12 protein-coding genes are annotated in these 14,295 nt (G+C 55.2%); 9 read left to right on the forward strand and 3 right to left on the reverse strand.

From position 1 onward, the window contains the following. Window positions 1–101 precede the first annotated feature (101 nt). Complete coding sequence (locus tag SIB68_RS00850) at window positions 102–1,577, forward strand: apolipoprotein N-acyltransferase (RefSeq protein ID WP_063399597.1); 1,476 nt, start codon at window positions 102–104, stop codon at window positions 1,575–1,577. Window positions 1,578–1,581: 4 nt separating this feature from the next. On the opposite strand, the gene mnmA is transcribed toward SIB68_RS00850, so the two are convergent. Next, the gene (mnmA, locus tag SIB68_RS00855; RefSeq protein WP_236068878.1) at window positions 1,582–2,811 is read right to left on the reverse strand and encodes a tRNA 2-thiouridine(34) synthase MnmA; all 1,230 of its coding nucleotides are present in this window, start codon (window positions 2,809–2,811) and stop codon (window positions 1,582–1,584) included. 50 nt (window positions 2,812–2,861) lie between these two features. Between mnmA and SIB68_RS00860 the strand changes: the two genes are divergently transcribed. Together SIB68_RS00860 and SIB68_RS00865 are read left to right on the forward strand one after the other, a co-directional pair. After that, entirely contained in the window at window positions 2,862–4,463 is a 1,602-nt protein-coding gene (locus SIB68_RS00860; protein ID WP_063399596.1) for a bifunctional ADP-dependent NAD(P)H-hydrate dehydratase/NAD(P)H-hydrate epimerase, read from the forward strand. A gap of 112 nt (window positions 4,464–4,575) precedes the next feature. Further along, the gene (locus SIB68_RS00865; protein WP_063399595.1) at window positions 4,576–5,517 is read left to right on the forward strand and encodes an RpoD/SigA family RNA polymerase sigma factor; all 942 of its coding nucleotides are present in this window, start codon (window positions 4,576–4,578) and stop codon (window positions 5,515–5,517) included. A gap of 61 nt (window positions 5,518–5,578) precedes the next feature. On the opposite strand, the gene pdhA is transcribed toward SIB68_RS00865, so the two are convergent. Next, window positions 5,579–6,670, reverse strand: a complete 1,092-nt coding sequence (pdhA, locus tag SIB68_RS00870; RefSeq protein ID WP_063399594.1) for a pyruvate dehydrogenase (acetyl-transferring) E1 component subunit alpha — start codon at window positions 6,668–6,670, stop codon at window positions 5,579–5,581. A gap of 104 nt (window positions 6,671–6,774) precedes the next feature. Here pdhA and SIB68_RS00875 point away from each other — a divergent pair, with 104 nt between their 5' ends. The 5 genes from SIB68_RS00875 to SIB68_RS00895 all read left to right on the forward strand — a co-directional run bounded on the left by SIB68_RS00875 (window position 6,775) and on the right by SIB68_RS00895 (window position 12,551). Continuing rightward, window positions 6,775–8,760 carry an ARC6/PARC6 family protein gene (locus SIB68_RS00875; protein ID WP_063399593.1) on the forward strand — a complete coding sequence of 662 codons (1,986 nt, stop codon included), beginning with the start codon at window positions 6,775–6,777 and terminating at the stop codon, window positions 8,758–8,760. A 69-nt stretch (window positions 8,761–8,829) separates the two neighbouring features. Beyond that, on the forward strand, window positions 8,830–10,305 hold the full coding sequence (ffh, locus tag SIB68_RS00880; protein ID WP_063399592.1) for a signal recognition particle protein: 1,476 nt from the start codon (window positions 8,830–8,832) through the stop codon (window positions 10,303–10,305). 80 nt (window positions 10,306–10,385) lie between these two features. Further along, the gene (gene rpsP, locus SIB68_RS00885; RefSeq protein WP_063399591.1) at window positions 10,386–10,754 is read left to right on the forward strand and encodes a 30S ribosomal protein S16; all 369 of its coding nucleotides are present in this window, start codon (window positions 10,386–10,388) and stop codon (window positions 10,752–10,754) included. Window positions 10,755–10,762: 8 nt separating this feature from the next. Continuing rightward, a complete protein-coding gene (locus SIB68_RS00890; RefSeq protein WP_063399590.1) occupies window positions 10,763–11,734 on the forward strand; it encodes a PhoH family protein in 972 nt (323 codons plus the stop codon). 76 nt (window positions 11,735–11,810) lie between these two features. Further along, window positions 11,811–12,551: a Bax inhibitor-1 family protein gene (locus tag SIB68_RS00895; RefSeq protein ID WP_011129731.1), complete on the forward strand. Its 741-nt coding sequence runs from the start codon at window positions 11,811–11,813 to the stop codon at window positions 12,549–12,551. A 72-nt stretch (window positions 12,552–12,623) separates the two neighbouring features. Here the strand turns inward: SIB68_RS00895 and SIB68_RS00900 are convergent, their stop codons facing one another. After that, window positions 12,624–13,145, reverse strand: a complete 522-nt coding sequence (locus SIB68_RS00900; RefSeq protein ID WP_063399589.1) for a hypothetical protein — start codon at window positions 13,143–13,145, stop codon at window positions 12,624–12,626. On the opposite strand from SIB68_RS00900, the gene era reads away from it, so the two are divergent. Further along, the gene (gene era / locus SIB68_RS00905; RefSeq protein ID WP_074160267.1) at window positions 13,116–14,147 is read left to right on the forward strand and encodes a GTPase Era; all 1,032 of its coding nucleotides are present in this window, start codon (window positions 13,116–13,118) and stop codon (window positions 14,145–14,147) included. The genes SIB68_RS00900 and era overlap by 30 nt on opposite strands. The last annotated feature ends 148 nt before the right edge of the window (window positions 14,148–14,295 follow it).

Here is a 14,295-nt window from a genome sequence, read left to right on the forward strand (position 1 = left end):
GCCCATTTAGCAAGAGTTGCTAAATGGGCTTGGCTTAATCCATCGCAGCTTTTGGACGTTCTCCGATCGCGTCAAGATGGCTTTGGTGTTTGGTGTTGACCATGGGCAATGACCGATCCCTAGCGCTGTTGCAGGGGGCGGTTGGTGGTGTCTTGGCAGGGATTGCTCTTGCCCAGGGGGGGCTGCTTTGGATGGCACCGGCCCTGGCCTTGCTTTGGTCGGCGTGTCGCTTTCCAGTTGCAGCCTCTCTTTGGGGTTTGGTGGCTGTGCTGCTCAGCCATCGCTGGTTGTTGGCGTTGCATCCACTCACTTGGGTTGGCGTGCCTGCACCGCTGAGTTTTCCTATCGCCGCATCAATTTGGTTGTTTTGCGGCGCAGCTGCAGCATTGCTTGTGGGGCTTTGGGCTTGCCTGGCAATCTGGATTGCTCATCTGACAACGCGAGAAGCAGGCATCCGCGCTCAGGTGTTTCATGCCCTGCTGATGGCATCGATCTGGGGGCTAGCGGAAGTTCTGTTGGCCCGTTCACCCTTGTTTTGGATTGGCGTTGGCGGCAGCCTTATGCCCGGTGATCGAGCCTTGGCTGGTTTGGCCCGCTGGTTTGGGGCTGGAGGTTTAGCCACGCTTCAGTTGCTGATCGGTTGGTGGTTATGGCGTATGGCGCTGGCCTGGCGTCGTGGAGTGGGTTGGCGTCGTTCTTTGCTGGTGGGGCTTCTGTGTTTGCTCTTGGCCCATGGTTTTGGCTGGAGTTTGTTGCGTTCATCAGATGCATCAGCACCCATTTCGGTTGCGGCTTGGCAGCCCGCTATCCCTACGCGCAGCAAGTTTTCTGAGGCGCAGCAACGTCGCCTTCCCGAGGCTCTTCAAAACGCTCTCGATCGAGCTGAGGAGCTTGATGCTGCCTGGTTGGTGGCTCCAGAAGGCCTTCTCCCCCCTGATGAGGTGTTGCTCAGGCCGGCTCCGCTTCCACTGCTTAGCGGTGGTTTTCGCTGGCTGCGCGGTCAGCAACGCAGTGCTTTGTTGGTGGTAGATCGCGGCGTAAGGCAGGCTTCCGCATTCATTGATAAACACCGTTTGGTGCCGCTGGGGGAATGGCTACCGGCTTTGCCTGGTGGTGTTTTTCGTGGCTTATCAGCTGTTGGTGGTCTTCAACCTGGTGCTGCTTCGCGCTTGTTGCAGTGGCCAGGTCCTACCGCTGCCGTGGCCATTTGTTACGAGCTCAGTGATGGGGCTGCTTTAGCCCAGGCGGTCGCTGATGGAGCGCAATGGTTGTTGACGGTAGCCAATCTTGATCCCTATCCCTTGGCCTTGCAGCGGCAGTTCATTGCTTTGGCACAGCTGCGCAGCATCGAAACCGCCCGTGATCTACTCAGCGTTGCGAACACAGGCCCCTCTGCTTTGGTTTTGGCGACAGGCAAGCAGCAGCAACTGCTGGCTCCTTTTACGGAGGGGGTTGGCCTGGCGGATTTGCATCTCCATCAAGGCATCAGCGGTTACACCCGCTGGCGTGAAGCACCTTTAATTGGCTTGATGCTCTTTGCAGTGGTTGGGCTGGGCTGGTCGCGTGTTCGCTCCTAGCTGATCAGATTGATGCTGTGTTGATCTGCTGGATCAGTCCACCGCCGAGGACTGCGTCAGCGGCATAAAACACTGCAGCCTGGCCAGGTGTGATTGAGAATTGCTCTTCTTTAAAGGTCAGTCTGCAGCGGTGAGGACGGTCGGCAGCAATGTCATCTGCTGTGGCTTCGATAGGGGTGAGCTGGGCGGCAACGGGTCCGCTTCTGTAACGCACTTGCACCTCCACATTGATGGCGCTGCTTGGCGGTGCTATCGAAATCCAGTTCACTGCACCCACAACGCAGCTGTCGCGCCCCGCCTCTGCTCGAGGGGCAACGATGACGCGATTTGCTGCCGCGTCTAGTTGCACCACGTGCAGAGGCTCTCGCCAGGCCACACCAAGGCCTTTGCGTTGGCCAATGGTGAAATGTTCGATTCCATCGTGTTCACCCACGACTTTGCCGTCTTGCAGCACAATCTCGCCTTGTCTGGCAGGTAGGTAATTGTCAAGGAAGGCTTTCATTGAGCCGTAGTGATCAGCAAGGCAAAGATCCTGACTTTCTGCTTTCTTGGCTGTGCGTAGGCCGTAACGCTCTGCTTCTTGTCTGGTCTCTGTTTTGGTGAGCTCCCCTAGGGGAAAGATCACCTTTGCCAACACATCTTGAGAAAGGTCATAGAGGAAGTAACTCTGATCTTTGTTCTGATCGAGACCACGTAAAAGCTGGTGCCGTCCAATGGAATCCCCAGGTAAGGCTTGTTGAGGTTCTGGATCCTCGCGATGGCGAATACGGGCATAGTGCCCTGTGGCAACGCGGTGTAACTGGCGTTCTTTTTCAGCCCAGCTGAGCATTGCCGCAAATTTCACCGAGCGATTGCAGCGTGAGCAAGGTAACGGTGTCACCCCTTGTTGATAGCCCTGTACGAGTTGGTCGACGATTTCTGCTTGGAATGTGGCGCGTGAATCCACAACATGATGAGGGATTTTGAGTTGCTCACAGATGCCGGCGGCATCGATAAGTCCATCGCTGCAGCATGCGCCCTTGCCACTCATCAGCCAGAGAGTGAGACCTTCCACCTGCCAGCCCGCTTCCACGAGTAGGGCGGCGCTGAGGGAACTATCAACACCGCCAGAGAGACCTACCGCCACCCTCTGCTCGCCTGGCCAACACTGCAAACGTGTCAGGGCTTTTGCAACTGCTGGTGTGGCTGGTGTTCGAGACACATGCTTAAGGGGGGCTGGGATTGGCGGCTGCATAGGCGTTACCGCAATGATGTCTTCATAGTGAGGTCCCATGCGCTCCAGTTTTGTCCTGGCCACCATCGAACGCTGATCATCTTTTGGTTACTGCTGCGCAGATGGCAGCTCTCGAGGAGGAGATGTTTGCCAACGGCTTGCCGGTGGCTGCTTTGATGGAACAAGTAGGCCAGGCGATGGCGGCTTGGTTTCGCCAACACCCTGAGTTGTTGGCAGATGGTGTGGTGGTGTTGGTGGGCCCTGGCCATAACGGTGGTGATGGATTGGTGGTGGCCAGGGAGTTGCATCTTGCAGGGGTGAAGGTCCAGCTCTGGGCACCTTTGCAGATCCGTCAACCATTAACGGCCCAGCATTGGACTTACGTTAAATCGCTTGGCATTCAGCAACTAGATCACGCTCCTGATGTTGCTGGTGAGCCTGTTTGGATAGAGGCTCTGTTTGGACTGGGACAATCCCGCCCACTCCCTGAAGCGTTGGCAACGTTGTTGCAGGCGCGTCAGCGCTGCCAGCCAGGCAAGTTGGTGAGTTTGGATGTGCCTGCAGGGCTGTGTTCAGATTCCGGCATCCCTTTCCCAGGCGGCGCTGCCGTGGCGATGACGACGCTCACTGTGGGGTTGCTCAAGCAAGGCCTTATTCAGGATGCGGCGATCGATCATGTTGGCCGCCTGGTGCGGGTTGATATGGGCGTGCCGGAGACCTTGTTGAAGCAGTTACCACAGTCGCAACCTCGGCGGCTCTGTTCTGCGGATGTGGCCACCCTTGCCTGGCAGCATCCAGCAGCAGGCGCGATGAAATATGAACGAGGGCGGGTGTTGGTGATTGCTGGTAGTGATGATTACCCTGGGGCGGCTTTCCTGGCAATTCAGGGTGCTATTGCTAGCGGTGCAGGCAGCATTCAAGCCGCTGTGCCTGTTGCAGTAGCCGATCAGCTTTGGCAAGTGGCGCCTGAAGTTGTTTTGGCGGCCGCGCTTGAGAGTTCTGCGGCAGGTGGCATGGCCGTTGCTCCTTGGTTGGCGAGTCATGATCTCAGCCGTTTCGATGTCGTGTTGATTGGGCCAGGCTTAGGTCGAGGTGGAGAACCTTGGTCAGTTCTGGCAGAACCGTTGCAGCGCTTTGCAGGCTTGTTGGTTTTGGATGCTGATGGTCTGAATCGATTGGCGCTGGCTACTGATGGATGGCAATGGTTACAGCAGCGCCAAGGGCATACCTGGCTTACTCCCCATGCTGGTGAGTTCAGCAGATTGTTTCCGCAGCTCAAAGCTCGGCAACCTCTTGATGCGGCTTTGGAAGCATCCCGGCTTAGTGGAGCAGCTGTGCTGCTCAAGGGAGCACACAGTGTGGTTGCGGATCCATCTGGTGCCGCCTGGCAGCTAGCAGAGACAGCAAGTTGGGTTGCTCGTACTGGGCTCGGGGATCTGTTGGCTGGTTATGCAGCTGGCTTGGGATCTATGGATGCTGCTAAGGCTCAGGCTTGCCATTGCCAGGGTGAGTCTTTGGCCGTAGTGGCGTTGCTTCATGCAGAGGCTGCACGTCGATGCCGTCAAGGCAGCTCAGCAAGGTCTATCGCTCAGTCCCTTGCAGAACTCACGATTAGCTTGCAATCAAATGAATGTGATCAAGGGCACTTCAAAGGGTATGAATGCAAACGATAAATACCTAATTATCTCGATTTCCCTGCATGAATCCGAAAGCTTTTTTAAAGCTGCAGGGTTTTGCTGAAATTTGTAGGAAGATTTCCTTCCAAATAAATCAGGAGCCGTTGAAATGGTTTCAGCAGCGCCTAAATCAGCAGAAACACAGAGGCGTAGAAGTTCTGATCCTGTCAGCTGGTATCTCACAACGATTGGGCGTATACCTCTTCTTACCCCTGCTGAGGAGATTGAACTTGGCAATCAAGTTCAGACGATGATGAGTCTCACTCAAGACGGCTCACTTGCGCCTGATGATAAGGAGTTTACGACACATCAGCGTCGGATGATTCGCATTGGTCGTCGTGCCAAAGAACGCATGATGAAGGCCAATCTTCGTCTTGTTGTGAGTGTTGCCAAGAAATATCAAGGCAAAGGACTGGAACTCCTCGATCTCATTCAGGAGGGTTCACTTGGTTTAGAGCGTGCTGTTGAAAAGTTTGATCCAACCCGTGGCTATAAGTTTTCGACCTATGCGTTTTGGTGGATTCGTCAGAGCATGACACGTGCGATTGCGTGCCAGTCGCGCACGATTCGCCTTCCTGTACATCTCAGTGAAAGGCTGACCACAATTCGAAAGGTTTCTCTGGATTTGGCTCACAAGCTTGGAGCAATGCCCAGTCGCTCCGAGATCGCTGAAGCAATGGATATCCCTGTTGATGAACTCGATTCTTTACTGCGTCAGGCGCTAACAACCAGCAGTTTGGATGCGCCAGTGAATGGCGAAGAAGGACGAAGTTTTCTTGGTGATCTGATCGCTGATTCCTCTCTTGGGGAACCTCTCGACAAGGTGGAGCAGCGTATTCATCATGAGCAGCTCGGGCGTTGGCTCAGCCATCTCAGTGAGCAGGAGCAGCATGTCCTTAAGCTCCGTTTTGGTCTTGAAACCCATGATCGCCACACCTTGGCTGAGATTGGTCGCTTGATGGAAGTCTCGCGTGAGCGTGTTCGTCAAGTTGAATTAAAGGCCTTGCGCAAGCTGCGTAACCTCACGCGTAGGGTGCCCAACGGGATCTGAAACTGCCTTCCTTATCTTGTTGGCTTTGCTTGCTTTCAGTACTTAGTGCTCAAGAGGGCTATCAATCTTCAGCCCAGATGTAGCGAGTGAGTTCTTTGGGGTTTGGTTCGGCTGCGGCAAGGGCAAACTCCACGCAGTCATTTACTTCTGCATCGATCTCTTTTTCAATAGCGCGTAGCTCTTCAGCACTCACCAAAGATTCAGAGGTGAGATCCTTCTCAAGAGCCTTTAGGGGATCTCGTTTTGCCCAGAATTGCTTTTCCTCTTCGGCGCGTAGTTCATCTGGATCAGCAAGAGAATGGCCACGGAATCGATAGGTGAGGCACTCCAGCAGGGTGGGACCTTCACCAGCCCTGGCTCTTTTTATTGCTCTCTGAGTGGCAGCTCTTACGGCGAGAACATCCATGCCGTCAACCTCTTCGCCAGCCATCCCGAAGGCAGCAGCTTTTTGCCAGATTTCCGGTTCACTGGTGGCTCGCTCATGGGCCATGCCAATGGCCCATTTGTTGTTCTCGACAACGAACAGGATTGGCAGCTGCCAAAGCTGCGCCATGTTGAGGCACTCAAAGAACTGGCCGTTGTTGCAGGTGCCGTCACCGAAAAAAGCTGCTGTTACAGCATTGCTGCTGGCATCACCCAGGGCATCCCGCTTATAGCGACTGGTGAAGGCTGCCCCCATGGCGATGGGAATCCCTTCGCCGATGAAGGCAAATCCTCCTAGGAGGTGATGCTCTTGCGAAAAGAGGTGCATGGAGCCCCCACGACCTTTGCTACAGCCGGTTTCCTTGCCGAAGAGCTCACTCATGACTTCGCGGGCGGGTACACCGGCGCTAAGGGCATGAACGTGATCGCGATAGGTACTGCAAAACCAATCGTGCTGGCGTTTCATTGCACCGATCACACCTGTGCTAACGGCTTCTTGGCCGTTGTAGAGGTGAACGAAGCCAAACATTTTCCCCCGGTAGTACATCTCGGCACATTTGTCCTCGAAGCGTCGCCCAAGGGTCATGTCTCGGAAGAGTTCTAGGCCGACCTGACGATCAACCTTGGCGCGTTTGGAGCTGATTAGCGTGGAGATTCTCTCGCCATGGCGGCCGGCTGCCAGGGGTTTTGCCGTGGTTTGGCCTGAGCTCACGGAGGTTTTCTGGCTCATGACAGACGACCGTCATTCGACTCACGACTGTAATGGTCCGTTGATTAGGAATGGGCAAAATCCCTTCCAATGTCTAGAGTTTTAGGCCAATCGCTGCGCAGCTGGTGGACCTGCCAATTGATCATTTCCGCTTGCTGGGTGTCAGTCCTTCGGCAGACAGTGAGGCGATTTTGCGGGCCTTGGAGTTGAGGTTGGATCGCTGCCCTGACCAAGGTTTCACCCATGAGGTCTTAATTCAGCGGGCAGAATTGTTGCGGCTTTCAGCAGATTTGCTGACAGATCCGCCACGGCGTCAGGCCTATGAGACTGCCTTGTTGGAGCTCAGTCGTGATCATCCAGGCGAGACCGCCGGTCTTGATGTGTCACCTAGTAGAGAGGTGGCAGGGCTGATCTTGCTGTTTGAAGCGAATTCTTCTCATGAGGTTTTTCATCTCGCCTGTCAGGGATTGCAACCGCCCCAGTCCCCGACGCTAGGTAGCGAACGAGAAGCTGACCTCGCTTTGTTGTTGGCACTGGCCTGTCGGGCTGCAGCCGCTGAGGAACAGGAACAACGGCGTTATGAAGCAGCAGCGTCTCTTCTGCATGACGGGATCCAGTTGCTGCAGCGGATGGGCAAGCTCTCCGAAGAGTGCCACAAGCTTGAGAACGATTTAGATGCCCTTCTGCCCTATCGCATCCTCGACTTATTGAGTCGGGATCTTGGTGATCAGGTTTCTCACCAGGAAGGACTGCGCCTACTTGACAACTTTGTGAGCCAGAGAGGAGGCCTTGAGGGAACGGCCCCATCGCCTGCACCTGGTGGTCTTGATCAGTCCGAATTTGACAACTTCTTCAAGCAGATAAGAAAGTTTTTGACTGTTCAGGAACAGGTTGATCTTTTCCTGCGCTGGCAGCAAGCCGGATCAGCAGATGCGGGTTTCCTTGGTGGGCTGGCTCTTGCTGCTGTTGGATTTTCGCGTCGGAAGCCTGAACGGGTGCAGGAAGCTCGGCAGCACTTAGAGAGTCTTGAACTGGATGGATGCGACCCGTTGCCGATGCTGGGTTGCTTGGACCTCTTGCTTGGAGATGTGGGCCGCGCTCAGGAGCGCTTTCTGCGCAGTACAGATCCTCGAGTGAAGGACTGTCTTAACAGCCACCCTGGCGATGAATTGGCTGCTTTTTGTGAGTACTGCCGCTCTTGGCTGCGAGGGGACGTGCTTCCCGGTTATAGGGATGTGGATGCTGAGGCCGTTGATCTAGAGGCTTGGTTTGCTGATCGGGATGTTCAGGCCTATGTGGAGCGCCTGGAACGCAGCGAAAATCGTGCTTCGTCTTTAGGTAAGGCCTTCTCAGGATCGTCTGTGAAGCAACCCTTCCCTTGGGCGCCTCTTGATCCCGATGGGATTTTGCCCCTCTCTATTGGTGGGCCTGATGTTGGTCAACCTGCAGCTGACCAGAGCTCTGATGAGTTTGCCAGCGATGGCATTGCATGGATTGATCGTTTAGCAGATCTGCCACGTCCGACGCGGCCGGTGCTGATCGGTTCTGTTGTCTTTGCGGCCCTGATTGCAGCCTTTGCAGGCTTCAGTTTGTTTGGCCAACGTCCTCGTCCGTCAGTTAGTACGGCTGCTGATCAGCCTCAAGTCACAGCACCTCCTACAGCCACACTGCAAGAGGAGGTCCTCATGCCTCAAGTCCCTGTCAGCGCTGTGGTTGAGCCGCTTACTTTGGAGCAGCCGAATCAGGCACAGCTCAAAGGCCTGCTTCAGGTCTGGCTCAGCAACAAGGCAGTCGTGCTTGCCGGTGGCAAGAGTGATGCACTGCCTGAGGTCGCAAGAGATCCATTGGTGCAGCGCGTGGCGCAAGAGCGTTCCAGGGATGCTGCTTTAGCTCAGACCCAGAAGGTTGTGGCCAGCATCAGCTCTGTGGAGGTGGTGAGTCGAACGCCGCAGCGTATTGAGCTGAATGCCGTTGTGACCTATCGCGATCAACGCGTTGATGCTGCCGGCAAGGTTGTTGACCAAACGCCCCAAAAAGATCTCTCGGTGACTTACATCCTTGGTCGTGATCCCGATCGTTGGCGCCTGCATGAATACATCAGCGGCAAATAATCACTGTTCTGCCTAAGGGCTAGCCATTGCTTTTTACGATGAGATCAAAGCCCTTGGCACGTAGGCACCATGTTTGAAGAACTTTCAGCCCGCTTTGAAGATGCAGTTAAGGGGCTGAGAGGCCAGGCAAAGATCAGCGATACCAATGTTGAGGATGCTCTTAAGCAGGTGCGACGTGCCCTTTTAGGGGCTGATGTGAGTCTTGAGGTCGTGCGCGAGTTTGTCGACGAAGTGCGGCAGAAGGCAGTTGGTGCCGAAGTGGTGCGAGGTGTGACTCCTGATCAGAAGTTTGTTCAGGTGGTGCATCAGCAGCTGGTGGAGGTGATGGGTGGTGATAACGCTCCCATGGCTGAGGCTGAAGATTCACCAACAGTGGTGCTGATGGCTGGATTGCAGGGGGCTGGCAAAACCACTGCAACAGCGAAGCTTGGACTTCACCTCAAAGATCAGGGTCAGCGGCCACTGATGGTGGCTGCTGATGTCTATCGGCCGGCTGCCATTGATCAGCTTCGCACCCTTGGTGAGCAGATCGGAGTGGATGTGTTCAGCCTCGGAGACGATGTCAAACCTGAGGAGATCGCGGCAGCAGGACTTGCCAAGGCTCGTGAGGAAGGTTTTGACACCTTGCTAGTGGATACGGCAGGTCGGCTGCAGATCGATACAGAGATGATGGAGGAAATGGTGCGAATTCGTTCTGCCGTAGAGCCCGATGAAGTGCTCTTGGTGGTGGATTCGATGATTGGTCAGGAGGCGGCTGAACTCACTCGGGCCTTTCACGACAAGGTTGGTATCACTGGATCTGTTCTCACCAAGCTGGATGGTGATTCCCGCGGTGGGGCTGCGCTTTCGATTCGCAAGGTGAGTGGTCAGCCGATCAAGTTCATAGGTACTGGAGAAAAAGTTGAGGCTTTGCAGCCTTTTCATCCGGAACGCATGGCCAGCCGCATTCTCGGTATGGGCGATGTGCTCACCCTGGTGGAGAAAGCTCAGAAGGAGGTGGAGCTCGCTGATGTTGAGAAGATGCAGAAGAAGCTGCAGGAAGCGTCGTTTGATTTCTCCGATTTCCTGCAACAGATGCGACTGATCAAACGGATGGGTTCTCTCGGTGGTTTGATCAAGATGATGCCGGGCATGAACAAGCTGGATGACGGCATGCTCAAACAGGGTGAGCAGCAGCTCAAGCGCATCGAGGCAATGATTGGTTCGATGACTGCTGATGAGCGCAATCAGCCTGAATTGCTTGCTTCACAGCCTTCTCGTCGTCGTCGTATCGCTGGTGGAAGTGGCCACAGCCCCGCTGACGTGGACAAAGTTTTGGCTGATTTTCAGAAAATGCGTGGCTTTATGCAGCAGATGAGTAAGGGTGGTGGAATGCCTGGAATGCCTGGAATGGGTGGTGGGTTGCCCGGTATGGGGGGGCCTGGTGGTGGCATGCCTGGCATGGGAGGCGCAGGCATGCCAGAGCCAGCTTCAGGTGGTCGCGGTGGTGGTTCCCCCAGGCGTCAGCGACCGGTGAAAAAGAAGAAGGGATTTGGAGAGTTGTAATTGGCCGCAGGTTATGGTTGTTGTTTGGCGTGTGTGTAAAACACCGCTGAACCATCCACCTTTTCGAACTTAGGGCCACGATGATCAAGCTCCGCCTGAAGCGGTTTGGCAAGAAGCGGGAAGCGAGTTTCCGCCTTGTGGCCTGTAACAGCACCTCTCGTCGTGACGGTCGCCCTTTGCAGGAGCTTGGCTTTTACAACCCTCGCACGAAGGAAACGCGGCTCGACACTGAGGCACTGCGTTTGCGTCTTAGTCAGGGAGCTCAGCCCACTGATGCAGTTCGATCTTTGTTGGAGAAAGGCGGGCTGATCGAAAAGACCGTTCGTCCTGCTGAGGTTGTTGGTAAGGCTAAGCAGGCTAAAGCTCGTAAGGCTGGTGAAAAGAATGTGGCCAAACAAGCTGCAGAAGCAAAGGCTGAGGAAACTCCTGCAGACAACACAGAAGCCTGAGTTGTTGCATGGCCGGAGTTACCTCAGAGGGTCACTTCGTTCTGGATCTTCCCGATACTGACGCTGCGCTAGCTCTTGCAGGCAACGGTGAACAGACCTTGCATCACCTTCAGGCCTTGACCGGGGCTTCTTTGGTGATTAGGGGGCTTCAGCTTGTGATCGGCGGCCGCCCTGCTCAATTGGAACGTGCCGCAGCAGTTGTTGAGTTGATCAGACCTCTGTGGCAAGAAGGCCAGGCTGTTTCAGCTGTTGATTTACAAGCGGCGCTCACGGCTCTTGATACCGGTCGTAGGGATGCTCATGCGGAATTGGCTGATCAGGTGTTGGCCCGCAGTCAGCGAGGCAACATGCTGCGGCCGAGGACATTGCGTCAGAAGGCTTATGTCGAGGCGATGGAGCGCCACGATCTCACCTTCGCTCTTGGGCCTGCAGGAACTGGTAAAACTTTTTTGGCCACAGTGTTGGCAGTGCGCATGCTTAGTGAGCGAAAGGTTGAGCGCCTGGTGCTAACTCGGCCAGCGGTTGAGGCTGGTGAAAGATTGGGCTTTCTGCCCGGTGACCTACAGCAGAAAGTGGATCCTTATCTGCGTCCGCTTTATGACGCTCTTCACGCCCTACTAGGAGCTGAGAAAACCACCACATTGCTGGAGAAGGGGGTGATAGAAGTGGCCCCCCTCGCTTATATGCGAGGACGCACCTTGGAAGAGGCTTTTGTGATCCTCGATGAGGCTCAGAACACAACGCCGGCTCAGATGCGCATGGTGCTTACTCGGCTTGGGGAGCGTTCGCGCATGGTTGTCACGGGTGACACCACCCAGGTGGATCTGCCACCGGGCCAGCTCAGCGGCCTTGTGGATGCTGCTGAGGTGCTGGCTGATATCAACGGTGTCGCTGTCTGTCGCCTCACCTCTGCGGATGTGGTGCGTCATCCGCTTGTGCAACGGGTTGTGGATGCTTATGCGCGCCGAGATCAACGATAGGGAGACCCGCACTCAACAAACTCAGCAAACTTTTTTTTTGATGGCAAAGTAAAGGGGTTACGTGATCTGGTGAGCCATGCCGGCAAGCAGCAATTTCCAGGAGGCCATTCGCGAGGCGCAATCCAGCGCCTTGGTTGGCCCCAATGTCGTTAACAAGGCCCTGCCCTATGTGGGTGGTGGCATGGTGCTCACCGCCGGTGGAGTGTTGGGAGGGATCGCCACTGTTCAATCCATGGGTTGGCAAGCGTTCCAGCCCTTGTCGCTGATTGCGATCATCCCTTGGTTCATCCTTTTCTTTGTTGCTCAGAATGCAGCAAAAAAAGGCAATAACGCCACCGCTCTTCCCCTTCTAGCCACCTTCAGCCTGTTGACGGGTTTCACCCTCACTGGTTTGGTTCTTCAGGCTGTTGCCGTTGCTGGTGCGGCCTCTATCGGTATCGCCGCTTTGGCGACTGGTCTCACCTTTGCGATTGCCTCGGTTGTTGGTAGGCGCATGAGCGACAGCGTCGGTCAAGCCCTCTCAGGTGTGGTTGGTCTTGGTCTGATCGGCCTGATCATCGCCATGGTTGTGCAACTGATTGGCAGCATTTTTGCTCCGCAGGTTTTCGCGATCGGCACCTTTGAATTGATGATCGCCGGCTTTGGCACGGTGCTCTTTGTAGGTATGGCGTTCGTGGACTTCTACACGATGCCTCGCACCTACACGGATGATCAGTACCTTTCAGGTGCTTTAGGGATGTATCTCACCTACATCAATTTGTTCATCTTCATTTTACGTCTAATCATTGCCATTCAAGGTGGCGGTCGACGTAACTGAACTCAGAAAGAAAACTGCTTCAGCCCCGCCTATTCGGGGCTTTTTTTGTTTCTTGATTCAGTTGAGATCTGTTCATGTTTCTGCGATGGCCTCGATTGAGGCTGTAATCGCTTCCTTCTGCTCGTCGTCATAACCCCAGCGATTGAGGAAGGCGACATCTTCCCCACGAGTGTGCTTAACAGCCTCAAGTAGTTGTTCCAGTCTTGTTTTGACGGACTGAGGTTCGAGCAGACGCAGCAGTTCAGTGCAGCGGGATGTCACTCTCTTCGATCCAGCCTGCTGTTCCATATCGCCTGCGCGTTGATGGTGCATGGCCATCGCCGTGCTCATCGCTAGGTTGCGCACGGTCAGGTCAACGACACCTTCTCCAGCAGCCCTTAATTGCATCACCAGGGCTTCGGGTAGGCGATCCATCAGTGGGGAATCCCCTGCCAGGCTCACCACAAAGAATCCACGGGCGCCATCACGACTGGCCACCAATTCCGCGACCCGGTCGGCGAGTACTTCATCACTGAGTTCGCCCTCTTCCCATAGCCTCAGCCACTGAGCGGTGATTTCAATCGCTTGTTCAAAGCTTGGCGCTGGGGTGCTCATGGATGTTATGCATGCTTTCAGTCAGGCTATGGGGCCACATTGAGCCAGGTCATGTCACCTGACGCCATGGAGTCTCTCCCTGAGGGATATCGTTCCGGTTTTGTCGCTTTGATTGGCAGGCCCAATGTGGGCAAATCCACCTTGGTGAATCAGTTAGTGGGAGAGAAGGTGGCGATTACTTCTCCTGTGGCGCAGACCACGCGCAATCGGCTGCGGGCCATCGTCACCACCCCCGAGGCTCAGATGGTGCTAGTGGACACCCCTGGGATTCACAAGCCTCACCATTTGCTTGGTGAACGGCTGGTGCAAAGCGCCCGTGCAGCCATTGGTGAGGTTGACCTGGTGTTGCTTCTGCTTGAGGGCTGTGAACCACCCGGTCGTGGTGATGCTTTTATCGTGGAACTTCTACGCCAGCAGGATCTGCCGGTGTTAGTTGCTCTTAATAAGTGGGATCTTGTTGCTGAGCAGCAACAAGACCCGGCGGAGGAGGCTTATCGGCAGCTGTTGGCAGACTCTGCTTGGCAGCTCATACGTTGCAGTGCGATTAGTGGTGAGGGATGCAATGGGCTTGTAGAAGCTTTAGTGGGGCAGCTGCCACTAGGCCCCCAGCTCTATCCAGCTGAGATGGTGTGTGATCAGCCGGAGCGGGTGCTGCTGGCTGAACTGATTCGCGAGCAGGTGCTGATGCATACCCGTGAGGAGGTGCCCCATAGCGTGGCGGTAAGCATTGATCGGGTTGAAGAGATGCCTGTTGCCAATGGACGGTCTGGTCGACAGGGGAGGACGGCTGTGTTGGCCACCGTGCTGGTGGAACGCAAGAGCCAGAAGGGGATTCTGATCGGCAAGGGAGGCTCGATGTTGAAGACCATTGGTCAGGGAGCGCGCTTGCAGATGCAGACCTTGATCGATGGCCCTGTCTACCTGGAATTGTTTGTGAAGGTGGTGCCTGATTGGCGCTCTAAGCCAGCGCGATTGGCGGAGCTTGGTTATGAGGGCAAGTGATTGTTGCCCGTTTCAAATGGGCGACTGAGAGGATTGATGAATGATTGATTCTCCAAACCCCTTTTTACAGTCTTTTGGGCTGAGGTTGTTTCTTCAGGGGTGCTCTGATCATCGGATGAGCTTGCCTAGCGTCTGTGCGCAGATCTGT

This window comes from Prochlorococcus sp. MIT 1323, from assembly GCF_047304905.1.
GTDB classification, from domain to species: Bacteria; Cyanobacteriota; Cyanobacteriia; order PCC-6307; family Cyanobiaceae; genus Prochlorococcus; species Prochlorococcus marinus_D.

Bases quoted from the DNA above. Each gene is read 5' to 3' on its own strand.
- SIB68_RS00850 (WP_063399597.1), top strand. From the start codon at position 102: ATGGGCAATGACCGATCCCTAGCGCTGTTGCAGGGGGCGGTTGGTGGT.
- mnmA (WP_236068878.1), bottom strand. From the start codon at position 2,811: ATGCAGCCGCCAATCCCAGCCCCCCTTAAGCATGTGTCTCGAACACCA.
- SIB68_RS00865 (WP_063399595.1), top strand. From the start codon at position 4,576: ATGGTTTCAGCAGCGCCTAAATCAGCAGAAACACAGAGGCGTAGAAGT.
- pdhA (WP_063399594.1), bottom strand. From the start codon at position 6,670: ATGAGCCAGAAAACCTCCGTGAGCTCAGGCCAAACCACGGCAAAACCC.
- ffh (WP_063399592.1), top strand. From the start codon at position 8,830: ATGTTTGAAGAACTTTCAGCCCGCTTTGAAGATGCAGTTAAGGGGCTG.
- rpsP (WP_063399591.1), top strand. From the start codon at position 10,386: ATGATCAAGCTCCGCCTGAAGCGGTTTGGCAAGAAGCGGGAAGCGAGT.
- SIB68_RS00890 (WP_063399590.1), top strand. From the start codon at position 10,763: ATGGCCGGAGTTACCTCAGAGGGTCACTTCGTTCTGGATCTTCCCGAT.
- SIB68_RS00895 (WP_011129731.1), top strand. From the start codon at position 11,811: ATGCCGGCAAGCAGCAATTTCCAGGAGGCCATTCGCGAGGCGCAATCC.
- SIB68_RS00900 (WP_063399589.1), bottom strand. From the start codon at position 13,145: ATGAGCACCCCAGCGCCAAGCTTTGAACAAGCGATTGAAATCACCGCT.